General features: G+C 42.6%; 21 protein-coding genes. 18 read left to right on the top strand and 3 right to left on the bottom strand.

Going from position 1 to position 25,387, the window contains the following annotated elements; genetic code table 11:
* The first annotated feature begins 16 nt into the window (after positions 1-16).
* From J0656_RS07630 to J0656_RS07620, 3 genes are read left to right on the top strand one after another with little or no spacing between them, the layout of a single operon-like run.
* The gene (locus J0656_RS07630; protein ID WP_207032670.1) at positions 17-496 is read left to right on the top strand and encodes a DUF2480 family protein; all 480 of its coding nucleotides are present in this window, start codon (positions 17-19) and stop codon (positions 494-496) included.
* Positions 493-1,065 carry an NADPH-dependent FMN reductase gene (locus J0656_RS07625; RefSeq protein ID WP_207032669.1) on the top strand — a complete coding sequence of 191 codons (573 nt, stop codon included), beginning with the start codon at positions 493-495 and terminating at the stop codon, positions 1,063-1,065. The genes J0656_RS07630 and J0656_RS07625 overlap by 4 nt, the downstream gene beginning before the upstream one ends.
* A complete protein-coding gene (locus J0656_RS07620) occupies positions 1,055-1,888 on the top strand; it encodes a pirin family protein (RefSeq protein WP_207032668.1) in 834 nt (277 codons plus the stop codon). Before J0656_RS07625 ends, J0656_RS07620 begins: the two co-directional genes overlap by 11 nt.
* Positions 1,889-2,311: 423 nt before the next feature.
* Here J0656_RS07620 and J0656_RS07615 read toward each other — a convergent pair whose 3' ends face one another.
* Positions 2,312-2,956: an HD domain-containing protein gene (locus J0656_RS07615; RefSeq protein ID WP_207032666.1), complete on the bottom strand. Its 645-nt coding sequence runs from the start codon at positions 2,954-2,956 to the stop codon at positions 2,312-2,314.
* Between the two features lie 843 nt (positions 2,957-3,799).
* Here J0656_RS07615 and J0656_RS07610 point away from each other — a divergent pair.
* Positions 3,800-4,573, top strand: coding sequence for a phospholipase A (locus J0656_RS07610; RefSeq protein ID WP_237688872.1), 774 nt, complete (start codon positions 3,800-3,802; stop codon positions 4,571-4,573).
* A gap of 299 nt (positions 4,574-4,872) precedes the next feature.
* Positions 4,873-5,604 (top strand): pirin family protein, encoded by a 732-nt coding sequence (locus J0656_RS07605; protein WP_207032662.1) that lies wholly within the window; start codon positions 4,873-4,875, stop codon positions 5,602-5,604.
* A 697-nt stretch (positions 5,605-6,301) separates the two neighbouring features.
* Here the strand turns inward: J0656_RS07605 and J0656_RS07600 are convergent.
* Positions 6,302-6,949: a helix-turn-helix transcriptional regulator gene (locus tag J0656_RS07600; protein ID WP_207032660.1), complete on the bottom strand. Its 648-nt coding sequence runs from the start codon at positions 6,947-6,949 to the stop codon at positions 6,302-6,304.
* Positions 6,950-7,035: 86 nt separating this feature from the next.
* Between J0656_RS07600 and J0656_RS07595 the strand changes: the two genes are divergently transcribed.
* The 12 genes from J0656_RS07595 to J0656_RS07540 all read left to right on the top strand — a co-directional run bounded on the left by J0656_RS07595 (position 7,036) and on the right by J0656_RS07540 (position 23,042).
* Positions 7,036-7,644 carry a superoxide dismutase gene (locus tag J0656_RS07595; RefSeq protein ID WP_237688871.1) on the top strand — a complete coding sequence of 203 codons (609 nt, stop codon included), beginning with the start codon at positions 7,036-7,038 and terminating at the stop codon, positions 7,642-7,644.
* Positions 7,645-7,791: 147 nt separating this feature from the next.
* Positions 7,792-8,871, top strand: coding sequence for an efflux RND transporter periplasmic adaptor subunit (locus J0656_RS07590; protein ID WP_207032658.1), 1,080 nt, complete (start codon positions 7,792-7,794; stop codon positions 8,869-8,871).
* Positions 8,872-8,946: 75 nt separating this feature from the next.
* Positions 8,947-12,093, top strand: a complete 3,147-nt coding sequence (locus J0656_RS07585; protein ID WP_207032656.1) for an efflux RND transporter permease subunit — start codon at positions 8,947-8,949, stop codon at positions 12,091-12,093.
* Positions 12,094-12,103: 10 nt separating this feature from the next.
* Complete coding sequence (locus tag J0656_RS07580; RefSeq protein ID WP_237688870.1) at positions 12,104-13,528, top strand: efflux transporter outer membrane subunit; 1,425 nt, start codon at positions 12,104-12,106, stop codon at positions 13,526-13,528.
* Positions 13,521-14,471 carry an adenylate/guanylate cyclase domain-containing protein gene (locus J0656_RS07575; RefSeq protein ID WP_207032653.1) on the top strand — a complete coding sequence of 317 codons (951 nt, stop codon included), beginning with the start codon at positions 13,521-13,523 and terminating at the stop codon, positions 14,469-14,471. Before J0656_RS07580 ends, J0656_RS07575 begins: the two co-directional genes overlap by 8 nt.
* A gap of 131 nt (positions 14,472-14,602) precedes the next feature.
* The gene (locus tag J0656_RS07570) at positions 14,603-15,079 is read left to right on the top strand and encodes a hypothetical protein (RefSeq protein WP_207032652.1); all 477 of its coding nucleotides are present in this window, start codon (positions 14,603-14,605) and stop codon (positions 15,077-15,079) included.
* A gap of 200 nt (positions 15,080-15,279) precedes the next feature.
* Positions 15,280-17,901, top strand: a complete 2,622-nt coding sequence (gene acnA, locus J0656_RS07565; RefSeq protein ID WP_207032825.1) for an aconitate hydratase AcnA — start codon at positions 15,280-15,282, stop codon at positions 17,899-17,901.
* A 320-nt stretch (positions 17,902-18,221) separates the two neighbouring features.
* Complete coding sequence (locus J0656_RS07560) at positions 18,222-19,004, top strand: phosphatase PAP2 family protein (RefSeq protein WP_237688869.1); 783 nt, start codon at positions 18,222-18,224, stop codon at positions 19,002-19,004.
* Positions 19,005-19,775: 771 nt separating this feature from the next.
* Positions 19,776-20,606 carry a universal stress protein gene (locus J0656_RS07555; RefSeq protein ID WP_207032651.1) on the top strand — a complete coding sequence of 277 codons (831 nt, stop codon included), beginning with the start codon at positions 19,776-19,778 and terminating at the stop codon, positions 20,604-20,606.
* A 56-nt stretch (positions 20,607-20,662) separates the two neighbouring features.
* Positions 20,663-21,622 (top strand): quinone oxidoreductase family protein, encoded by a 960-nt coding sequence (locus J0656_RS07550; RefSeq protein WP_207032650.1) that lies wholly within the window; start codon positions 20,663-20,665, stop codon positions 21,620-21,622.
* A gap of 123 nt (positions 21,623-21,745) precedes the next feature.
* Positions 21,746-22,696: an aldo/keto reductase gene (locus tag J0656_RS07545; RefSeq protein WP_207032649.1), complete on the top strand. Its 951-nt coding sequence runs from the start codon at positions 21,746-21,748 to the stop codon at positions 22,694-22,696.
* Positions 22,697-22,745: 49 nt separating this feature from the next.
* Positions 22,746-23,042 (top strand): YciI family protein, encoded by a 297-nt coding sequence (locus J0656_RS07540; protein ID WP_207032648.1) that lies wholly within the window; start codon positions 22,746-22,748, stop codon positions 23,040-23,042.
* 183 nt (positions 23,043-23,225) lie between these two features.
* Here J0656_RS07540 and J0656_RS07535 read toward each other — a convergent pair whose 3' ends face one another.
* Positions 23,226-24,506 (bottom strand): NAD(P)/FAD-dependent oxidoreductase, encoded by a 1,281-nt coding sequence (locus J0656_RS07535; RefSeq protein WP_207032647.1) that lies wholly within the window; start codon positions 24,504-24,506, stop codon positions 23,226-23,228.
* 398 nt (positions 24,507-24,904) lie between these two features.
* Here J0656_RS07535 and J0656_RS07530 point away from each other — a divergent pair, with 398 nt between their 5' ends.
* On the top strand, positions 24,905-25,381 hold the full coding sequence (locus J0656_RS07530) for a hypothetical protein (RefSeq protein ID WP_207032646.1): 477 nt from the start codon (positions 24,905-24,907) through the stop codon (positions 25,379-25,381).
* Positions 25,382-25,387: the final 6 nt, after the last annotated feature.

Raw genomic sequence — 25,387 nt, 5'->3', positions numbered from 1 at the left:
ATAAAATACCATCGGGATGATGAAAGATATTTTTGTGTTGGATCTGCTGGATTATCGACCTGTGGAACCAAGTATTCTTTTCGATATAAAAATGGGATTGACCCATGGAACCATTCTGGTCGAAAGGGAATTTAGGTCATTCTTGGCCGGAACGGATTGGGAAGTCTATAGGGACAAGCCTGTTGCGATTCAATGTACTGAAGATGCCGTTGTACCTCAATGGGCCTATATGTCCGTCACGGAAAAATTACAGGGCATAGCCTCTGATATTGCTTTTGCTGAACCAGAGACCATGGATGTGCAACTTTGGAGTGCGTGCATTACATCCGCTGACTTTTCCCGTTTCAAAGGTCAGAAGGTCGTGGTCCGACAAGATCAGTTGATCCCACCGGAATTGTACGTTGTCGCCACATGCAAATTGAAGCCGTTGGTGACCACCTTGATGTACGGAGAGGTCGGATTGCCCAAGGTCATCTTTAAAAGCAAGGAAAAATGAAAGTATTGATATTCAATGGTGCCGTTGAGCGAACCGAAAATTCGACTGCCAAACAGCTCTCGTGTTATTTGGAAACGGTTCTGGTCAAATTGGGAGTTGAAACCTGTGTATTTGATATTTCCGATTATGATATACCGGTATTCGAAGTACCTATGACACCTGTGCCCCAGTCGGTAATCCGAATGAACCAAATTTTCAGGGAGGCAGATGTTCATATATGGCTAAGTCCCCTCTATCATGGAGGTATGACCGGTGCTATGAAAAACTGTTTGGATTGGATGGAATACAGCTCAAAGGAATCTGTTCCCTATTTAAGTGGCAAAGTGGTAGGTTTGGTGTGCTGGGCCCATGGTGTCCAAGCCATCCAAGGTATAACAGCTATGGATGCCGTAGCCAGGGCATTGCGGGCTTGGACAGCGCCCCTCAGTATTCCCATACAGCGTACGGAACTCTATGATGATAGGGGGAATATTTGTCAAAAATATAGAGAACGTTTTGATCTTTTGATCCAATTATTGTTGGGGGGACCCAAAGGTACAGAACATAAGGAATTACAAGATGAAAAATAGAAGTATAGCCGCAATCGGAAAAGCGGAGAAAAAAATGGACAACTATGCATTTAGTGCATCCAATATTTCTTTCCAATCGGTAGGAAAGGAGATCGACCCCATCATTTCCATTGATGACTTCCGCATGAGACAACCCGTTTTTCAGCCACATCCACACGCAGGTTTCGCTGCAATAACCTATTTGTTTGAGGATAGTGAGGGGGATTTTGTTAGCCGCGACAGTTTAGGAGGGAATTTGGAAGCGAAACCCGGCGGAGTGATATGGAATGTTGCCGGGAGGGGACTGCTTCACGATGAGCATCCCAAGGTAGCTGGTCAAATGGCACATGGACTGCAGATATTTGTAAATCTTTCCGCACCAAATAAGCTTTGTGACCCTGAGGTTTTGTTCGTAGACGGTCCCGATATACCACTATTCACCGAAAATGGAACAGAGGTACGTGTGGTGTCCGGTAGTGCGGGGAATGTTGAGGCCAAGATCGATCCCCCTGAGAATATTACCCTGCTGGATATTAAGTTGGAGTCCGATAGCACTTTTGTCAAAACTTTGCCCGTCGGTGAAAATATACTTCTCTATGTAATAAAGGGCTCTATATCCGTGGGCAATGAGGAAACATTGCTGACCAAGTCTCAAACAGCGGTCATGGACTTTGATGGGGATTCGGTCAGGCTGACGGCCAACGAGGATGCCCAGGTAGTTCTACTGGCAGGTAAGCCTCATAGAGAAGAACTGGTTTTCCGTGGTCCGTTCATAATGAATACGGAACAGCAAATAAATGAGGCTATCGATCGTTACCATGCCGGGGACATGGGGGACATCTAGAAGATGTCAATTCAAGTTGGTTTCTGAATTTATTGGGCAACGCTGGTAGTGAACGAGGGTTGTACTCCATATATGGGCAGTATCCAAATTTTCATGGATAATATTAACTTCCTCCTGGGAATTTTGAAAATAAAGGGTGTTGCATGAAGTACGGGAATCTGCCATTGCGCTGACAAAAGTAAAAAAACCGACCATACCCATAAAGGTGGGGTCTGGGGGAAATCCATGCCACCAATATATGCAGATTTCAAGGTAGTGACCCTAGGTGATGTCCATATCCTTTCAATAATAATCATGCAGTATGTCAGATTCACTGGCATGGACCTCATATTTTCAAATCGCGCCTGGGAACCGAAAGTTTTTTATGTAGATCGATGATTTGGTCGGGTAAATAATAAACTTTCCACCGTACCATCGCACCCTTTAATCCAAAGAAATATCTTTTTCTTTTTGGCCAATGTTAGAGGAAAAGGCCTTTTCCTTAAGAAGCTTTTTGATGTTCTCTTGTTTGATAGGTTCCCACTTTTTTTTGGCGTATGGTGTATGAAAGGTATGATGGTTTTGTAAAAGTTCAATATTCTGCTCTGCCCATTCCTGTGAAGTATAGGATACTACGCCCCGTTTGATGAGTTCTTGTCTTAGGTGCTCAGCAATGAGATGATAACCGATTTGACCAAAATGGGAGCAGTCTGCATCGCAAATGATTTTTTCTGAAAAATTCATGGGTACGTGTCCTATTTTTGTCGCTGAGATCAAAGACTCGATTTTTTTTATCCGGTCTTCCGGACATTTCTTCTGTTCCAAAAAATCACGGGCCATGGACATGCCCATGTCCTCATGGTTTTGAGCATCCTTAATATAGCCTATATCATGCAACCATGCTGCCAACAATAAGGTTTCCGAGTCGCTTTGTGAAAGGCCATGGGACTCGGTCAATTCCTCGACCGACTTGACCACTCGAAGGGTATGATCGATATTGTGATATAAAAAGTTAGTGTCCAGAATTTCAAGAAGCAGATGTCTAACATAGTTCTCGACCTCAATCAGTAACTTGGAGTTTGTATTCATTTTATTATAGTGTATAAAGTTCCTTGCTTCAAGTTGTCTTCTTATGTTATATTCCATCATTAAAGGAATTCAGTAGGCCTTTGGTTTCAATATATCCAATATGGCGCGATTCAATAAATTTAAATTGACCTGACCCCTAGGGGAACATTACATTATAGATTATTAACTTGTTTCAGGTATAAATATTGTACGCTAAGAGCGTGTAAAATGGCTCTAAAAAATGGCGAAGTCTATTCGGTTTCCTTTCATTTTTTTAAGTGTCTGTTAATCAGTTTATTTCATGGTTTTTATATGTTATATGCAAGGAAAAGCGATTGTCATAAAGTTGTGTTAATCTAGGTTTTACCTAAATATTCTCATGGTTTTAACGATTTCTATAATATTGATACTATAACCTTAGTAAAATATTTGTGAATCATTCCAACGTGTTGAACCAGCAATTATAAGATAAGAACACCAAGGACTGGAATTGGAACTTTTTGTGATGTCAAAAGTAGTCCTGAAACGCATCAATGCAATCGAAGATTGCAGGTTAATTTTGAAGTAAAGATATCTCCAAACGCCAATTTTAGGGAGGGGTGGTGTTCATGCAGTATTTCTTGTAAATGGTAAATGCATGTTGATTGTTATGTACATAAATTTTTTGATCCTTGAAGGCTTTTGGCTGGATCATAAAATAAGTTTGTGTATGCATTTCCAATAGAATTATCTTTGAATCCTTATTTTTAACAATTGCCTTCAAGAGGTATAAAAATCAAATTTTCACTTTCCATGTCATATAGGACAAAACTTACTAATACTCTGATAATCTGTTGTTTTTGTATCTTCTTGGGCCATGGCCAAATGATAAGTAGGTCGGAATTGAATGATTCCATCCAAAACTTTTCCTATTTTACGATACACAAGGATAATTATTTTATTTCCGGGTTTCCTTTGACCAATGATATCAATAGTAATACTGCGGATGCCAAATACCAGATCAGTTTTAAGCAGATGATTACCCGGGATAGACTTCCTTGGGAAACCTATCTGTTCATTACCTATACGCAAAAGGCCTTTTGGAACATTTATAAGGATTCCTATCCCTTTCGTGACATCAACTTCAACCCAAGCTTGGTGCTGGGGAAAACGGTTTTTGACAAAAACCAGAAATTGGAGGGTATTGCCACAATCGCCTTTGAGCATGAGTCCAATGGACGGGACAGTATTTATTCAAGAAGCTGGAACCGCATCACTGCAAGCTATATTACCAACCTGACCAAAAGAACTGTGGCTGAATTTAAGGCCTGGGTGCCTTTTGGTTACCAAAACGGTAATCCCGAACTATTGGAATATACGGGTTTAGCGGAGATAAATCTTGAACATGAACTGAAAAAGAACCGATTATACCTCAATGTTTTGCTCAGAAAGGGACTGAATTTTAAGGCTAAGGGGGCATTCCGGCCGAGACTCTATTTTGCACCCTTTGGAAAAAATACATCGAATCAATATATCATGGTGGAGTGGTATTGGGGGCACGGGGAAAGCTTATTGGAGTATGAGGAATTCAGGAGTATGATTCGTTTTGGGTATGTGATCAAAAGCAATGAGTTTAACTTTTTTAGAATGAAAAATTAGTCATTTTAAAAGGGCCGGTCAGTTCTTTTAAAGGTGCACAAAAATTATATTTTGATCTGTCTTCGATCCTTTCCGCAAATTGATTTGGATTATTAGGTCTTTCTGACGATATTTTGAGATACGTTGATGGAAATAGGAGGGGACAGTTGTGCACAGTTGCGATGACCATGAAAAAAATGGTGGGGTTTGGCTTGGATTTAATCAAGGTACTGACGTCACTGGAATTGATTTAATCAAGATAAAGCTGTGCTTAAGCCCTGAACTTTTTCTTCCGGATTCAATATAACTTTAATTGATGTATGATACATAAACACGGGATAGATAAAAAGATAAAAAGTCAAAAAATTTCCAGCCTGTTTCCAGGTTGCGGTATATCTTCAGAAGATACAGGTTTAGGGACCATAGGGAAGATTGACCATGCAAGGATCCCTTCCGGGATAACCATAAAAATGCACCCACACATCAACGATGATATCCTGTCTTATTTTAGGACCGGGGTGTCAAAGCACATGGATTCTGAAAATATCTCGGCTGAGATATCACGTAAAAGATTGATGCTGATGCAGGCAGGAAGTATTTTTTACCATGAGGAAAGGATTTTGGAGCCTTTGGAGGGCCTCCAGATTTTTATAAGACCACAGCATAAGGATGATAGCCCGAAGGTCACTTTTTATGACCTTGAAGAAACTGACAGTATGGACCACTGGCGTTTATTGGCTTCACCCACGCCACAAACCCCATTGCGCTTTACCAGTGAAACTTGGATCTATGACCTTAGGGTGAAGGAACAAACCCAGTTGGGACTACCGGCTTTGCCAAAGAAGGGCTTAACGGCGGTACTCTATGTTTTTCAAGGAGAAGTGCTATTGAACGAAACCATCGGACTCATTAAAGAAGAAAGTGTGGTCATGCAGGATGAACCTGTTCAGTTGGAGGCAGAACCGGATACGGAACTGGTGTTGTTCTTTACCGATTCCGATTCCGATTGTTACAAGAACGGAATGTTCAGTGGCAATCAATTTAAGTTGTGAGGTGATGAGATATATTTGATTGAAAAAACAGGCGGTTCTTTTTCGTTTTGAATTTATTCTTGTCCATCAATGTACTGGAATCTTAAGTTTGGACAAGCAAATGAGCTTCAAAAATAGCCTGGGCCTTTGAAGGATCTTGTGTACCGTTCCCAGGCTCGATATGGCTTAATTGATCAAACACGGAAGCAAAGTCTAGGGGCGTTTCCATTTATGGTCAATTAAGGCTTGTATTCCATGACAGCTTTTTCCTTAATTTATATTTTGGCAGTGGGGGGAATGGTTGATTTTTTGGCAAATGGATAACATTTGGCGCTGTCAGATTTTCCTGGAAACCATAGGTGCAGACCCTCATTAGTGCTGGCTTTTACCATTGCGTTATTGAAGTTTCCTTTAATTCATACTTCTAGGGTGATCGAGTATATTATATATCCCGGAACGGAAAGACGGTATCGGAATACAATCATAAATATGGGAGAAAAATCAAGGTTGTAAGAATCATCAAATTTGATTCAACCGGACCATTGGCAAAGAAAACTTCTTGCGCTTCCGACTATCTAAGAGGTAGCGGAATGAACTTGTAAGGGATGTATTTAACTTACCGGGGAAACTATATGTTACTCAATCGTAACTTTTGAATCTCGTTGTCAAGGTAAGTTGTTGACCCGGGCGCCTCATGCTTTTTTTGTGTGGGGTTTGTTCAGCCCTTTAAGGTATCCGACTCCTGAATCAAATAGGCGCAGCGCCTGTCACCTGTTAAAATATGTTTTGTTCTTTTAATCTGGGCCCCTGGTCCCAGGACCGTTTGAAAAATATCGAGTTCCGACGAGCAAAACTTTTGACATAGACTGGCTGCGTCACATATCGGACAATGGTTTTCAATGAGCATGAAATCACCGTCATCCGTTTTTTTGAAGGAGGCCATATATCCTTCCCTTTCCCTTAGTTCAGCCAATTTTCTTACCTTCTCCTCCAGCGTATCGGTTTCTTCGATGGTCTTGCGGTAATGGTTGAGGTTATCCTCAGCGGTCGATGCGATGATCTGGGACAAGGCGTCTTCTCCGTACTCCTTTTTTATTTTATTGATAAGTCGCAAGGTCAACTCGGAATGCCTATTGGGAAATTTGTCATGCCCTTTTTTAGTAAGAGACCAAAATTGTTGAGGACGTCCCCTCCCCATGGCTCTGCTTTCAGACTTTACATACCCCTCATTGGATAATTTCAAAAGCTGGAACCTGGCCCCCTCTGTTGTTATTCCAAGCATCTTGGCCAGATCCTTTAGAGTCTTCTCTCCTTCATTTTTAAGGATGCACATAGCCTTTTCGTTTTCTTCGATCATTTTATCCATAATAAACAAAGTAAATATTTGTTTTAATTTGTAAATATACTATCTTTGGACTGTTTTTTAAAGATATTTATTCAAAACTACATATTATGAGTCACAAGTTACCAGAATTACCGTATAGCTATGATGCCCTTGCACCGTATATCGATGCTGCAACTATGGAGATACACCATACCAAGCATCACCAAGGATATGTAAATAAATTGAACGCTGCACTTGAAGAGGCCAAGTTGGAAGATGCCGATCTTGAAAATCTGTTCGGTAAAATTTCCAAACTCTCTTCTGGAATCAGAAACAATGGAGGGGGACACTACAACCACAGTCTGTTCTGGACTATTTTGACCCCTAACGGATCTGACCTGCCCGAGGGGAAACTTTCGTCTGCCATCGAGAAGACTTTTGGTTCCTTGGAAGAGTTCAAAACGGCCTTTTCCAATGCGGCAGCGACACGTTTCGGTTCTGGATGGGCTTGGTTGATCGTCGATGAAGAAGGGAACCTTAAAGTCACTTCCACGCCAAACCAGGACAATCCATTGATGGATACCACCTTGGATAACGGAACACCCATTCTGGGATTGGATGTCTGGGAGCATGCCTACTATCTGAATTATCAAAATAAAAGGCCGGAGTATATCGATGCTTTTTGGAATGTAGTTAATTGGAAAGAGGTCGAAAAGCGATATTCTGCAATTGTGTAACTAGCACTCTGAGTCCTTTAACCATGCCTGGTTTTATTGATTGTCCGGGCATGGTTATAAATTTTCGTTCATACATTTTGCCTTTGTTTCGGGAGTCTTTTTGAAGGCCCGACAGGGTATGCTATGCTAATTTTAAACCTGTTGATGATGAGAAAAAAACCAATATCATATGTTTTGGCCACTGTACTACTGGTGGCCATTGGTTCATGTGGGAACAAAGAGACCGCACAAGGTGGGCAGGTTCCCGAATACCCTGCTGTTGAAGTGCAACAGGCCAAGACCGTTTTGGAAAAGAAATATCCCGCTACCATAGCGGGAAGGGAGGATATAGAGGTTCGGCCCAAGATAGAGGGTTATTTGGAAAAAATCTATGTGGATGAAGGGGCCACGGTAAAAAAAGGGGACCTTTTGTTCAAGATCAGCGCCCCACAGTACCAACAGACGGTAATCGCAGCGGAATCCGCGGTCAAGAACGCCCAGATCCATGTGGACAAGACCCGCCCTCTTGTCGCGGACACTATCGTAAACCCATATGAATTGGAGATGGCAATCCTCGATCTCCAGGCAAAGAAGGCAGATCTGGTCCAGGCAAGGACCAACTTGGGATACACCCTGATCAAGAGTCCCGTGGATGGGGTTGTTGGAGAAATCATCTTTCGTACAGGGAGCTTGGTTAGTCCCCAGGTACAACAGCCGCTGACCGTAGTTTCCGACATCAATGAGGTGCACGTTTACTTTTCACTGGATGAAAGAGAATTCTTGGACTTGTACAATGCCTATGAAGGCGAGACTCTGGACGAAAAATTAAAGCATTTCCCAAAAGTCCAACTCGTTCTTTCCAATGGAGAGCGGGCGAAGGCGGAAGGGACCATTACTTCGATAGCCGGGCTACTCGATCGAAATACGGGGGCCGCCAGGATAAGGGCAACTTTTCCGAACAGTGATTATATGATCCGTAGTGGGGGTAGTGGTAGCTTGATCATGGAGCAGACCTATCAAAACGCGCTATTGGTCCCTCAGAAATCCACCTTTGAACTCCAGGACAAACGCATGGTATACAAGGTGGTCGATAACCGTGTTGTGAGTACGGAAATACAGGTGATGTCCTTGGCCACCAATGAGAGTTTTGTGGTTACACAAGGACTGGTTCCGGGGGATATCGTGGTATATGAAGGTGCCGGGACACTGCGGGAGGATATGGAAATACATCCCAAAATCATACAGTAAACAAATTTAAAATACGGATATCAAGAAGGTTACATTGATAACCCTGGATATCTATTGTCCATAAAATTCAAGGTTATGTTAAAAAACTTTATCGATAGACCCGTACTTTCCACGGTGATATCCGTCATTATTGTGATTCTGGGGATTCTAGGTCTTTATACGCTTCCGATCTCCCAGTATCCGGACATTGCCCCTCCAACGGTCGAGGTCACGACCTCCTATCAGGGAGCCAATGCCGATGTGGTGCGAAAAAGTGTCTTAATCCCATTGGAAGAGCAGATCAATGGGGTGGAGAACATGCAGTACATGACGTCCACCGCAGGGAACGATGGAAGTGCGGCGATTACGATATATTTTAAGTTGGGGACTGACCCCGACCTGGCCGTTATGAACGTCCAGAACCGTGTAAACAAGGCCAGTAACCTATTGCCCGAAGAGGTTATCCGGTCTGGGGTCTCGACGGGCAAGGTGCAGAGTAGTCTGGTCTATATTTTCAGTATCTACAGTACCAAGGACAGCTATGACCAAAATTTTCTGCAAAACTATGTGAGCTTGAACATATTGCCCAAGCTCAAACGGGTCAACGGTATCGGAGACGCCTTTATTTATGGAGCAAGGGACTATGCGATGCGGATATGGCTCAAACCGGATGCCATGGCCTCGTACGGATTGGTACCGGCCGATGTCATTGGCAAACTGAGACAACAAAATATTGAAGCAGCCCCTGGAAAGTTCGGTGTCAACGGAGATCAGGCATTTCAGTATACCATAAAATACAAAGGTCGATTACAGACTGCCGAAGAATTCGGGGAAATTGTGATCAAGGCGGGTAAGGACGGGGAAATGCTTCGTTTGGACGATGTGGCAAAGGTGGAACTGGGTGCGTTGGACTACAATAGCAGTACCAAGACCTTGGGGTACCCCAGCACGTCCATTGCCATCAGTCAATCGGCGGGGTCAAATGCCTATGAACTTATCAATGAATGTCAACGCATTGTTGAAGAGAGTGCCAAAGACTTTCCATCGGGTATCGATTATGTTCCATTTTTGAACGCCAACGAGTTTCTTAATGCTTCGATAGATAAGGTGATCCACACCTTGATCGAGGCCTTTATTTTGGTGTTTATTGTGGTGTTTATCTTTTTGCAGGATTTTCGCTCAACGTTGATTCCTGCCATATCGGTCCCGGTGGCGATCATTGGTACTTTCTTCTTTTTACAGCTGTTCGGGTTCACCATCAATCTATTGACCTTATTTGCACTGGTATTGGCTATCGGTATCGTTGTGGATGATGCCATTGTCGTAGTGGAAGCGGTCCATGCCAAGTTCGATCAGGGATCAAAAACGGCCAAAAAGGCCACCCTCCATGCGATGAGTGAAATCAGTAAGGCCATTGTTTCCATCACGTTGGTCATGGCGGCCGTTTTTGTGCCGGTTTCCTTTATTGGGGGGTCCACAGGGGTGTTCTATAAACAGTTTGGACTTACATTGGCCATTGCGATTGTTATCTCGGCAATCAATGCACTTACCTTGAGCCCAGCACTTTGTGCGCTGTTCCTAAAGGTCCATGACCATGATGTGGAAGATGCTCCCAAAGGATTTTTGAAGCGATTCTATGCCAAGTTCAATGTAGCCTTTCAGGCCGTAACCTTCAAATATATTAAAGGGGTACAGTTCCTCTTGAGAAGAAAATGGTTGGCCATTGGTCTGATAGTCGGTTTTTCCGCCTTGGCTTGGGGACTGATCAAAAACACGCCCACGGGTTTTGTGCCCTCGGAAGATAGTAGGGCCATTTTTGGGAACATCATACTACCACCATCCTCATCTTTGGAGCGTACCACGGAATTGGCCGATAAGGTAGACAGTATCATCCAGACCGTACCGGAGGTCGAAAGTTTGACCCGAATGGCAGGACGGGACATCATTAGCGGTACAGGTGGATCATACGGGGCCTTTTTTATTCGTTTGAAATCATGGGATGATCGTCAAGGGGAAGGACAGGACATCGAAAGTGTGGTAAATAAATTATTCTATAAAACTTCCGGTATCAAGGGGGCCAATATCATATTTTTTGCAGCTCCCACATTACAGGGTTTTGGAAGTACCAATGGTTTTGAGTTCAATTTACAGGACCGTACCGCCAATGACATGGACAAGTTCAACGGAGTTGTCGGAAACTATATGGGGGCCATCAACCAAAGGCCCGAGATTTTATATGCGACTACCTCTTTTAGTAACAGTTTTCCCCAATATGAACTCGAGGTGGATGTGGCCCAATGTGAGATGGCCGGCATTACACCAGACCAAGTGTTGGCCGTGATGCAGGGTTACTATGGAGGTATCTATGCCTCTGATTTCAATCGCTTCAACAAACAATACCGGGTCATGGTCCAATCCGAGCCAGGACCACGGGCCAAACCCGAGGACCTGCACTCCATTTTGGTAAGGACCGGAAATGGGGAAATGGTGCCAATAACACAGTTTGTGAGTCTAAAAAAGATCTTTGGCCCCGAGTTCATCAAAAGGTTCAATCTTTTTACCTCTGCCAACGTTACAGGGGTACCCGCTCCGGGATACAGTTCAGGGGATGCGGTAAAGGCCATACAAGAAGTGGCCGAGGAAAACCTGACCAAGCAGTATGGTTATGAATTTGCCGGACTGAGCCGGGAAGAGGTCAATAGCGGGAACCAAACGGTGTACATATTCATCCTGTGTCTGGTGTTCGTCTATTTTCTGTTGGCGGCCCAGTACGAGAGCTATATTTTGCCGTTTTCCATTTTACTACCATTGCCCATTGGATTGGCAGGGGCTTACCTTTTTGCCAAACTATTTGGTATCGACAACAATATATTCCTGCAAATCAGTTTGATCATGCTTACGGGGCTCTTGGCCAAAAATTCGATATTGATCGTGGAATTTGCCCTGATGCACCGAAAGAGCGGTCTTAGTTTGGCATCATCGGTAGTCCGTGCTGCAAAGGCAAGGCTCCGACCTATTTTGATGACATCCTTTGCTTTTATTTTTGGTTTACTCCCTTTGATGTTCGCCAGTGGGGCAGGTGCAGTAAGTAACAGATCTATAGGAACGGCTGCCGTTGGGGGAATGCTTGTGGGGACCTTGTGCGGTGTTTTTGTAATCCCGGCACTGTTCGTAATGTTCCAGGCCCTACAGGAAAGATTGAGCTTGCGACTGCATAAAGAAGAAGATCACGATCATGAATAATTTGACCACTATGAAGACATATCGAAATCATATACTCCTATTGCTTATTTCTTTCTTGTTCATGACCTCTTGTGGGATCACCAAGAAATACAAAACGCCAGAAATGGAAACCCAGGGCCTGTACAGAACTGAGGCCGGATATAAGGATAGTTTGAAGGCATTATCGGCTCTTCCAATGGAAACCTTCTTTACGGATTCCCTGTTGAATGGCTACCTTGACGAGGCCATGGCCAAAAACCATGACATGAGGATAGCCTTTGAGCGGATACAGATTGCCGGGGCCATGTTCAAACAGAGCAAAAGGGCATTTCTACCCACATTACAGGGAAATGCATCCGTGGCCCGATCCAAACTTTCGTTCACGCAAGGTTATGGTTTGGTGGACAATGTGACGCAATATGATATTTCCCTGACCACTTCCTGGGAAGCGGACATCTGGGGGAAGCTGGGGAGTGCCAAACGTGCCCGATTGGCCGGCCTTTTGAAGGCAGAGGGAGCCAAACAGGCTGTACAATCTGCCCTGGTGGCCAATGTGGCAACAAAATATTTTCAATTGATCGCTTTGGACCAACAGTTGAAAGTGTTGAGGGAAACCGCTGAAAACCGAAAATCCTATGTGGTCACCATGAATAAATTGAAACAGGCCAACGTGGTGAACGGGGCGGCTGTTGTACAGAGCGAGGCGAACCAATTCCAAGCCGAACTGGTCATCCCCGATGTGGAAAGACAGATTCGGGAAACTGAAAATGGGCTTTCCGTGCTATTGGGAAGAAAACCGGGCAGCATTCCCCGTAGCTCTTATGATAGTATGGCCCAAGAGGTTTCCATGGAGCTGTCCATTGGCGTTCCTTCCCAACTCTTGCTCAATAGACCGGACGTGATCCAAAGTGAACTGGCCTTTCGTGAGGCATTTGAGAACACCAATGTGGCCCAAGCCAGTTTTTACCCTTCGTTTACTATAACAGGGGCCTCTGGTTTTTCCAGTTTTGAATTCGATGATCTTTTTAAGGAGAATGTTGGCCTGTTCGCCAATGTGGCAGGAGGCCTGTTGCAGCCTATTTTCAACCGGGGAACTTTGAAAGCAAACCTGAAAGTCGCCAAATCCGAACAACAGATAGCATATTATACTTTTGAACAAACTCTGCTAACGGCAGGTCAGGAGGTCTCCGACGCCCTTTTTGCCTACCAACAAGCGGATATCAAGTGTGAAAAAAGGATCGGTCAATTGGAAGCGCTGAACAAATCGGTTTCCTACACCAAACGATTATTGGAATACAGTTCACAGACCAACTATACAGATGTACTGACCTCTGAACAGAATTTGTTGTCAGCGGAAATGCAAGGAATCATGGATGTGCTTGAGCGAAAGGTAAGTGTTATCAATTTATATAGGGCCTTGGGCGGAGGATGGCAAACCATGGGGGAGGATGAATGATAAGGTACGGACATATCACAATATTACCATTGTCAATGAGGAGGCATCCTTTCTGATCAGCTCCGATGATTCCATTTTAAAAGCGTCCCTGAAAAAGGAAATACCGTTCTGCTGTGAATGTGGGGGAAGAGCACGTTGTTCGACCTGTCGTATTTTGGTGATCAGCGGCGAGGAACACTTATCCGAGGCAAACACTGCGGAAAAAAATGTGCAACGGTATTTTGGTCTTGCGGACAATGTTAGGTTGGCTTGTCAAACCTATGTGAAAGGGGGGAGTGTGAAAATCAAGCGTATCATGAACGATGAAAGCGACTATCCCCTTTACCTGAGGAACAAGATTATGGGCAACGAAAATATTGGCAAGGAAATGCGACTCTGCCTTTTGTTTATGGACATCAGGAACTTCACCCCTTTTGTGGAACACCATTTGGCCTTTGATGTAATCCATGTGGTCAGAAAATTGTTCTATCATTTCGAGGAGATCATCAAGGAACATGGCGGTAGGATAGTCGAAACGGCAGGGGACGGTCTTTATGCGGCCTTTGGTTTCGATCAAAATGCAAAGGAAAGTGCCAATAATGCAGTGGATGCCGTCAGTGAAATGTTCAAGGCCTTGGAACAATTGAACGAGACATATTTCAAAAAGTATTTTGACCAACAAATTGAGGTAGGGGTAGGGGCCCATCTCGGTAAAGTGGCGGCTGGGGACCTATTGCTCCATGGGAATCCACATCAGTTGGTAATGGGCTATCCTGTCAATGTAGCGGCGCGTATCCAAGATCTCACCAAAAAGCTCAATAATAACTTCATCATATCCGAGGAGGTTTTCATGCAACTTCGGTACAAACCGAACGCTGTGCATACTGTGGAACGATTAAAAGGGGTTGAAGAGCCGTTTACCCTGTATTTGTTGGGTGAGGAATTTTTGTACCAAAACAAGTAAAAGGTTGGTGACCAACAGCGGATAGTAAAAATAGAGTTAGCAGTTCCTTCATGGATGGATATCCGGGAGCTGTTGAATGGGTTTTTGCGTTCAATGGACCATAATTGGAAGATAAATGAATTAAATATGAAATGTTGAATTACAGTGATTTTAGTTCGAATTTAAGCAGGGTGCTTCTGGAGTGCAGCCTTTTTATGAGTTTTGGAACGACCCCTTACACTTTTAGCCAGGTCCAAGGAACCGAAGTGGAGAATAAGTATGGTTTTCAGGAAGATGTGGTAGCCTATTTACCTGTATACCTTTGGAAGGAATACGGTGTCGTTGAACTTGAGGATTTTTTGAGGAACAGCCAAGAGGTGATAAGTATGGATAGGGAAAGTACTGAGCGTTATATCGAATATAGTCTGGACAGGTATCTGGATGATGATCTTTTGGATACATGGAAAATCAAACAGGGAACCATCGCTTTTGGTTATTTAGTGGCTAAATTAAAAACTGCCCAAGAGCTGAGGGTAAGTACTGCGAATCCTATCGAGCTGGAACTTTTGGAAGATGTACTGCCCGGATATGACGAAATGAAATTGTTTGCCGTTGCGATACTCCATTAGGATAAAAGTTTAGAATTATGTGAAGGGACTCTGCCACCCATAGGCCGTAAAGAACCCCGTTCGGTAACAGACCATGTACAGTGTGACAAGCCGGTTTTAAAAGTGATGTCAACACCAGAGGCACTTTTTAAACAGTTCCTAAGTTGTCCATTTGCCTTTCTAGTTGTAAATTACAGATATTAAAACTTCAGCACATGAAAATGATACACCATACGGTCAAAACAACAGACGGGCATCAAATGGTGGATTTGTCTTCCATCGAAACAATCCATCGCCTGCCCTTTTCAATACGCATTTTATTGGAAAATGTCATTCGAAACTTTGATGGGTTTTCCGTCACGGAGGATCACTTTAACATATTGGCCCATTGGGCAGATTCGCCTTCGGACGATGATGTTCCATATAAACCGGGTAGGGTACTGATGCAGGATTTTACTGGGGTTCCAGCCATCGTGGATATTGCATCCCTGCGGTCCGAAATGGTTCGACGGGGTCAGGATGGTGCCTTGGTAAATCCTTCCATCCCCGTAGACCTTATTGTCGATCATTCGGTACAGGTCGATTATTATGGAAGCAAGAGTTCCTATCCCAAAAATGTTGCCAAGGAATACGAACGGAATGAGGAGCGCTATGAAATGCTTAAATGGGCACAGAGCGCTTTCGATAACTTTAGGGTGGTTCCACCGGGAATGGGCATCTGCCATCAGGTCAATTTGGAAAATCTTGCAGAGGGAATCAGTCTTAGGGACAATTGGCTTTTTCCGGATACCTTGGTGGGTACCGACTCCCACACCCCAATGGTGAACGGTATCGGCGTCTTGGGCTGGGGGGTTGGCGGTATCGAGGCAGAAGCGGCCATGCTAGGCCAGCCCATTTATTTTGCCGCGCCGGAGGTAATAGGATTGGAACTCAAAGGGAAACTTCCCGTGGGCACTACCGCAACAGATATGGTTTTGACCATCACAAATCTACTTCGAGAATACGGCGTTGTTGGTAAGTTTGTCGAAGTCTATGGTGAAGGTCTTGATCATCTAAGCGTCCCAGATCGTGCCACTATTGCCAATATGTCCCCGGAATTTGGATGTACCGTTACCTATTTTCCCATTGATGAGCGGACCATTGATTATATGAAGTTTACAGGAAGGCCGGACAGTTTGCTCGATAGGGTAAAATCCTATGCCCAGAAAAATATGCTCTGGCGTACCGGAAAGGAAGATATCAAATATACCGATACCATTGGACTGGATTTGGGATCTATCGTACCCACTATCTCTGGTCCAACACGGCCGCAGGATAAGATTCCTATTGATAGTATTAAAAAAAACCTTCCCCAACTGTTGGAAAAGGTCGGTACGTCCCACAGTAACCTTTCATGGTTGGAAAGGGGAAAAATGGGATTTTATCTAGAAAATGGGGCAGTTGCCATAGCTGCGATCACTAGTTGTACAAATACCTCTAACCCTAGCGTCATGGTGGGAGCCGGGCTCTTGGCGCGAAATGCAAGAAACAAGGGACTCAATGTCAAACCGTGGGTCAAAACCAGTTTGGCCCCAGGAAGTAAGGTGGTCACGGATTACCTTGTCCGTTCAGGTCTACAAAACGATCTGGAAGCACTTAATTTTTATACCGTAGGTTACGGTTGTACCAGCTGTATCGGAAATAGTGGGCCATTGGACCCTGATATTTCGGATGCCATTAATGAAAACAATCTGGGGGTTGCCGCCGTTTTGTCCTCCAACCGAAATTTTGAAGCTAGGATCCATCCTCAGGTCAAGTTGAATTTTTTAGCCTCACCCCTGTTGGTGATTGCCTATGCCATTACTGGTACTGTCAATGTGGACCTGACCAAGGAACCCCTTGGCACTGACCCCGATGGGGCTCCGGTGTACCTCAAGGATATTTGGCCTTCCAACCAAGAAATACAGAAGGTGATTTCCGAATCCATCAAAAAATCGGATTTTGAAAGCGCCTATGATGTCATATTTGACGGAGAGGAACAATGGAAGAATCTGGAGTTCGTGCCTTCTGAGAATTATCAATGGAACGAGGATAGTACCTACATAAAGGAAGCACCGTTCTTTGAAGGGCTTCCCACCGAGGTAGGTCAGCTTGAGGATATACAAGATGCCAGGGTCTTGCTAAAATTAGGGGATTCCATTACCACCGATCATATCTCACCCGCTGGTGCTTTTTCTGAAGCTTCGGAAGCAGGGCGCTATCTCAAGGCCAATGGTGTGGTGAAAAGCTCATTTAATTCCTATGGTTCGCGTCGTGGAAATCACGAAGTGATGATGCGAGGTACCTTTGCCAATGTCCGAATCAAAAATGAATTGGCCGAAAAGGAGGGGGGCTATACCCAATATATCCCTTCCGGTGAGCAAACAACGATATATGAGGCTGCAATGCGCTATAAATCCACAAGGACTGATTTGATCGTATTGGCCGGAAAGGAATATGGTAGTGGTTCATCCAGGGACTGGGCGGCCAAGGGAACTTTCTTGTTAGGGGTAAAGGCGGTCTTGGCGGAAAGTTATGAACGGATCCATCGCAGTAATTTAGTGGGTATGGGCGTTCTCCCCATGGAGTTTTTAAAGGGTGAAAGTGCAAAAAGCCTCGGTCTGGATGGAACGGAATCCTTTTCGATTTCAGGGATATCAAAAGAATTCTACCCTAAGAAGTTATTGGATATAACAGCCTTCAGGGCTGACGGAAGCTCAATTGTTTTTCAGGTAGTGACGCGGTTGGACTCACCAATTGAGGTAGATTATTACAAAAATGGGGGGATCCTACATTATTACCTCCGCGGTAAGCTTAAGGAATAGGGTCCATTAATTCGTATGGATATACTATTATAAGATTAAAAAATAACACATGTCATGACACTCCCTAAGTAATTGTTACTAATGGTATAAAAAAACATACAGGCTATTATGCTAAAGTTTACTGTATGGAAACTGCTAACAAGGTCTTTTCAAAATCCTGTTGGATATCCTTTTAATATTTTAAAAAAAACTTTTGCTCGGCCATGGAACTCAGGGGGTATGAACAAATGGAAAAAAAACGTATGAAAGCTGGGCGATTTTGGAATAGATCAATCTTTTTCGTTGTATTTATTTTATCGTCCCAACATGTTAATTCCCAAATGCAAAAAGAGTCTGATTCCTCGGAGCCGGGCTCATGGGAACTTTTCAAATATGATATGGGGAGTGTCTTTGGAGGAATCGGATATTCCTATTCCCGCCCGATTCATTGGAAAAGTGAGGAATGGACCACCTTTGGGGCGGTTGTTGGGGGTACGGCACTGCTGTATGTTTTTGATGAACAGGTTTCTGAATTTGCTATGAGGCAACGTGGGGGAGTTCCTGATTTTATTGACTATTACGGGGACAGGGTGGGAAGTCCGACCTATAATTACATGCTAACTGGAGGGGTGTATTTGACAGGTTTGCTGACCAAGGATGAAAAATTAAGACGCTTAGGGGTCTTATTATTGGCATCCGCCTCTTCAGCTGGCCTATTGCAACAAGTAAGTAAATCGATTATAGGGAGGGCACGTCCGGAATATGGTAATGGCAAGGATACCTTTGACCCCTTCAACCCCAATAGGAGCTTTCACTCCTTTCCATCCGGCCATACCATATTGGCCTTTTCCAATGCGTATGCAATTGCAAAACAATTTGAAAATCCGTGGGTAAAGACCGGGATATACCTTGTAGGTATGGTGCCCGGTGCTTCGAGACTGTGGGATGGGCAACATTGGCTTTCTGATATTGCCTTTGGAGTTGCAATAAGCATCTTTACGGTGGAATCTATCGATAGATATTTGGATAAAAGGTATCGGAAAAAATACAATGATAAAACAAAAATGGTAAACTGGAATGCCAGCCTTGGCCTCGGACAGATTATCATCAGGGGCAATTTTTGATGATGAATCATTTTGAATATATCGAAAACAATGATCGATCCATATATCAACTTACCCGAACAATTGATGATAGCAAATTGAACAAACTAACGTTGCTGTAACTTGCATATGTATGAAATATGATCTTCCATCTTTTAAATCACAACTTCAAAAGGATTATAGGGAATGAAGGATAAAGTGGTTTCAAAACAAAAGATTGGAATATGCACGTCGTTTAGTGGGTAGAAAAAACTCATCTGAAATTTTTCGAGGATAGGGGATGAAAACCTTTCGAATTTTATTTGCAAATAAATGGCAAAGGATGGAATAATACCATGTCGAGAGTTTATAAGACATGACACTTTAACGCCATTTTTTTTGAAATAAATGGACCGATGTCCAACTTTTACCAATTTTTATCAAAGTAACCATTTCTGTATAATATGAAAATCACAAGCAATATGGTTACCACCAGTATGGCAATGCTGGCATATAACTGTTGCTTTATATTTTTTATGAATTGTTCTTTTGGATTTAGCCCTAACCAAAAAGTAGTGGCACGTTAAATATTCACAATATTAGTAATAAATATTTGGTTAAATAACGGTAATTAGATTTTAATTAGGTAATTTTGAATAGGAAAATGGCTACTGGTTATAGGCTCTAATAGTTACTCGTGGATTTGTAATGTGCAGGAAGTTAAATCCTATTGAGCCTAGTAAAAAGTAGTTCCAATTGGAACCATATTTTGGCGCCTTGTAATTAATGCTTTGAACAGAAATTGTACTTGTTATGGATTCAAAAGTTTTAGTTCCGTACGACTTCTCATTGGAAGCCCGTCATGCATTGAAACTGGGAAGGGAGGTGGCTGCGGTATTGGGTTATAGGTTAAAAGTATTGCATTGTCTTGATTTTCCTCAATACCCTTATTTGGACTTCGACAGTGTGAGGCCTTTGGAAAAGACTTTGATCGATGCCGCAACAAAGACGCTTGTCGACGATCTTGACAGGATGTTTGGGTCTTTGCAGGACTTGGAAATTGATATTGTAAGCGGGTCCGCGTCCTCCAATATTCTTGATGCTACCTTCGATCATGATGTCAATTACACCTTTATGGGATACAAGGACCGGGAGATACCTGAACACCTTGGGTCTACGACAAGGGATATACTAAGGTTTGCCAATGGATCGGTGATGAGTTTAAAAAAAGAAGTTTCCCTGGATTCCATAAATCATATTTTATTGGTAACGGATTTCCAAAATACATCGGTAAGGGCCATGGAAAATTTGAAGCTCATCAAGAAAATAACGAAGGCCGAAATGACTTTACTCTATGTAAATACCCGTGAAAATTGGCTTTCCACTAAAGAGACCAAAAGGGCGATGAAACAGTTTTGCGAAATACATGATATTCAACAGGCAAAACTCGAAATTATAAACGATAGTAATGTAGTATCCGGTACACTGAACGGTTTATTGAACAATCCCTACGATCTGGTCGCTTTAAAATTAAATGCCCTCTCGGACGAAAAGAGATTCAATGACTTACACCTGATGGGGGAAATGTTGCTTGAAAACACGAACACTCCCATATTGACCTATGTCCATAACCATAGCTATTGATAAGGAATATAAACTATATCATCTATTTGTGTGAACGTTACAAATGACTTTTTAATATGAATGCAGCAACATATAGGATAAACGGCAAACCGGATGTTTTCGATTATGAGGAGGTACCCGACCCCTTAATGGGAGAGGATCACGTGCTTATCAATGTTGAAGCTATTTCCATAGAGGGTGGAGATTTGTCCAAACGTCGATCGCAACCTCCAACTGATCCAAGTCATATTTTGGGGTTTGCTGCGGCCGGTGAAATAATAAAAACAGGCATAAAAGCCAACAGATTCAAAATCGGGCAAAAGGTTGTGACCTTTGATTTCGAAGGTTCCCATGCCACATTGAGGGCTGCCCCGGAATCCACGACATTTATGATTCCGGACGGTTTGGATGTTCAGACGGCGATAGCCTCGTTTATAAGTGTGGGTACTGCTGCTTTGGCGATTCATCTAAGCCAGGTTGAAAAAGGGGATAGGGTTTTGGTAACGGGAGCGACTGGCGGTGTGGGCAATGCCGTACTTCAATTGCTCGCCAACAAGGGTATTGAGGTATATGTGGGCGGACGAAACCCCGACACCTTGGTAAAATTGTATGGGTATGGTGCCAAAGGAACAATTTTGATTGGAGCGCGACCTATCCATGAGCAAGTTAAGGATATGCTTGATAATCGGGGTGTGGATGCTTTTATTGATGTTGTTGGTGGAAATATCCTATTGGATGGTATGAAGGCAGTAAAAGCAGGGGGGAAGGTAGTGATGATTTCAGGCAATGCTAATACATCTGATTATATCGACCCTATGTATATCATCTCGCAAAGGCTGCATCTTATCGGCTGTCTTTTGGGAACCGTGATGCATGAGCCATGGGTCAGGGAAATCATTGAAAAGAGCTTACTTTCAGTAGCCGATGGAGCAGTAAGGGTTCCCGTGGATAAGGTGTTTCGACTATCGGAGGTCAAAAAGGCTCATGAAAGGGCTGAACAAAAAGGTAGATTGGGAAGGGTATTGATGGTTCCCTGATTCCTGATGTATAGACCTTGGGTCAGCTGCGGTATGACATTGGGCATAATCTTACTATACTTTCGCACATAAACCAGGGGACAAGTAAAACAATAACAAAAATCAGTTGAAAATTATAATAATATGGAAAGGAAAACATTTGGAAAATCCGAGTTAAGTACGGCCCCCATCATTTTTGGAGGTAACATATTTGGATGGACATTGGATGAAAAAGAATCCTTTAAAATGCTGGATGAACTTTTGGAAATGGGCTACGATACCATAGATACAGCGGATGTGTATTCCCGTTGGGCAGAGGGCAACCGGGGTGGCGAATCTGAAATCATACTCGGTAAGTGGATGAAGGATAGAGGGGTCAGGGAAAATGTTAGTATTCATACAAAAGTAGGTTCCGATATGGGCCAAGGAGGTAAGGATATTTCTAAGCCTTACATTTTAAAGGCCATTGAAGATTCACTAAAAAGGCTTCGAACGGACTACATTGACTTGTATTATACACATTGGGATGATGATAAAACCCCTGTAACAGAAACATTGGAGGCCTATCAGGAGCTAATGGAGCAGGGCAAGGTAAAGCATATTGGGGCTTCCAACCTTACCTCTGACCGACTCAAGGCCTCCCTGAAAGCTTCAAGGACACAAGGTTTGCCAAAATATGAAGTCTATCAGGGACAATATAATTTATTGGAAAGAGACTCCTTTGAAGGTGAAATGCAAGAAATTTGTATGGACAACGGTCTAGGCGTTACCACCTATTTTTCATTGGCGAGTGGGTTCCTAACGGGAAAGTACCGTAAGGAGAGCGATTTTATAGGTAAGGAAAGAAGAGTCTTTGTGGAGAATTATCTAAATGGGCGAGGATTGGCAATCTTGGAAGCCATGGATCCAATTGCGGATGCGCATAATATTTCATTGGCAGGTGTAGCTTTGGCTTGGATCATACAACGACCAGGTGTGACCGCACCGATTGCGAGCGCTACAAAGCCCCATCATTTAAAAGCGTTTAAAGAAGCGATTAGTACCACTTTGACAGAAGAAGAAATGTCAATCTTACATAAGGTGAGCAGTAAATAAAAAGATGGCTTAAACCTGAGAAAGGCGTTGATGTATTTCCCAAAAAAATATGGAGAAAAAATATTTTGTGTTACATATGTATCCTTTGAGGCCTGACTTTGCTCAAACAAGGACTACAGATGAGCAGTCCATTATGAAAAGGCACCTTGCTTATTGGTCAAGCCTAATGAACAAGGGAAAGGTTCTTGTTTTTGGCCCTGTACTTGACCCTAAATCTCCTTATGGGCTTGGTATAATTGAAGTTGACAATGAACAAGAATTGAAAGAATTTATTGAAAATGATCCAGCAAAAAAGTTTCATATGTTTAAGTATTTTCCGATGCAGGCAATAGTGCCGCAAAAGTGACATTCTTCACAAATGGATAATGGTACAAACGTGCAAAAAACATTAATTTGTGACCGTTTAAGTTGGTTTGGAGTTCCTGAATCCTATGAATTGGAAGGTATAAATCAGGTGCTGTAAATAATCAGGAAATCTTGCCCCGGACAACACGATAATATACTGTTGTCAAAAATTGACTGAAGGATCTTAACGATTCGTCGAATCTCTTTCCTTTGGTTTGATTATCATTCTAAAATATTGGTCCTTATAAATGTAATAAACGATCCAATCAAAAAAGGCCCTTACCCTGTTCTTGAAATTTACAAGACTCATAATATGGACAAAAATCCATATGAGCCACGCCAAGAAACCTTTTACAAAATAATTTTGGCCCGGTAGGTCCAAGACCGCCTTATTTCTCCCGATGATAGCCAATGACCCTTTATCTATATATCTGAAAGCCTTCCATTTGCCGTTCGTCCTTTTCAAATTTTCAGATAGGTTCTTTGCTTGTTGCAAAGCTGGTTGAGCCAATTGAGGATGTCCATTTGGATAGGTTTTGTCGCCTAAAACTAGTGCACAATCCCCGAGAGCGTAAATATTATCATAACCCACTACCAAATTATGGGTGTTGGTTTTTAACCGTTTACCTTTTCCAAAGCTCTCAACTTGGAACCCTTCAAATGTTTTTGCGGAGACCCCTGCGGCCCAAATAAGGTTTTTGGTCCTAATTTCAGTTCCATCGGATAACATTACCTTTTCATTGTCAAAGTCCTTTACAAAGGTGTTCAGTTTAATTTCGACCCCATACTTTTTTAGCTTTTTATAAGTATATTCCTGTGATTTCGTTGACATGGCTGTCAATACAGCATCCTGGCCATCGATTAAATAAATTCCGCCAATGTCATCCTGACTCAGTTCGGGATAGTCTTTCTTAAGGATAAAGGAACTCATCTCTGCCATGATACCCGAAAGTTCCACCCCTGTTGGCCCCGCACCTGCGATCACAAAGGATAGCAATCGCCTACGATCCTCCAAATTGGGTAGACGAGTGGCTCGGTCCAATCGTGCCAGTATGGTATTCCTGAGGGAAAGAGCATCACTTATGGTCTTCATTGGAAGACTGTATCGTTCAATATTCTTATTACCAAAAAAATTGCTTTCTGCTCCTGTTGCCATCACTAAGATATCATAGATTAGCTCTCCATTACTCAGGATGATTTTGTTCTCTTCAGGGACAACTCTTTCGAGACTGCCCAATCTAAAACGGACATTTTCCTTTTTCCTGAGTATTCTACGAAATGGATAGCTTATGGCAGAAGGCTCCATAAAGCCTGTGGAAACCTGATAAATCAATGGCGGAAAAAAATTATAATTGTTCACATCAACCAAAATAACTTCATATTTTTTTGAGTTTGCCAATCCTTTGACCAACTCAAGTCCGGCAAACCCACCGCCAACAATGATTACTCTTTGCCTATTTTTCATTGAAATAGCTTTTCATCTAAGTTAAGAATATTCCAAGCATTTCATTTAATGTTGTAACCTAACCTCTTCTTGGGTAACTCATAGATCAATTTTTTTGAAGATGGAATAGGAGACCATCAGTATTAGTGCTAAAAATATTTAGTTACAGCATGCAGGCAAAAATCCCCAATTTGATTACCTTTTTGAAAAAAATAAATTAACAAGTTGTTTTATAGTTAGGAGTTTAATTTTTAACAATATCATTACCCTATTTTATCCTAATTTTAAAATTGTTCATCGGCTTAGAATTGAATTAATGACATGAATCTCTGACTATGCTAAGATTTTTTGTTAATTAAGGATTGCCGGTATTTTAATTTGATTCAACTTTTGTTGTTTCTAAGTAGAAAACTTATTTCATGCGAAAGTATTTACTGGTAGTTGGAACCTTATCGATCCTATCTTCTTGCAATAATGACGAAGATATTTCGGTTGAGGACAGAAACGAGGCTCTTTTTGGCCAATGGGAATATGAGGCTATTGATTCTGATACAGCCGTTGACATCAATGGTGACGGCACTGTTAACATTGACCTATATAACACAAACGAAATCCGCCAGTGTTCAAAGGACAACCTGACCTTTTTTTCCGAAGGTATGACCGGAGAAAAAAATGATTTTTCCATTAATGAAAACGGTTTGTCCTGTGGAGAAGTTCCGGCATATAATAACGTCGAGGATGATAAATATGAATTGATCAACAATGAAATTCTACGCTTCGAGAACAGAAATGATATGCGGATCATTGAGTTTACCAAAAACCGACTCGTACTGGAACAGAATGATTTTTTGCATAATCAGGACGTTGTCATCACCTATACCTATAAACGGAGTTGATTCCCC

Origin of the sequence: Flagellimonas aurea (genome assembly GCF_017313785.1) — a bacterium.
In the GTDB taxonomy this organism is placed as follows: Bacteria; Bacteroidota; Bacteroidia; order Flavobacteriales; family Flavobacteriaceae; genus Flagellimonas; species Flagellimonas aurea.
Note: the sequence above shows the minus strand (reverse complement) of the source record. Positions and strands in the feature narration are given on the sequence as shown.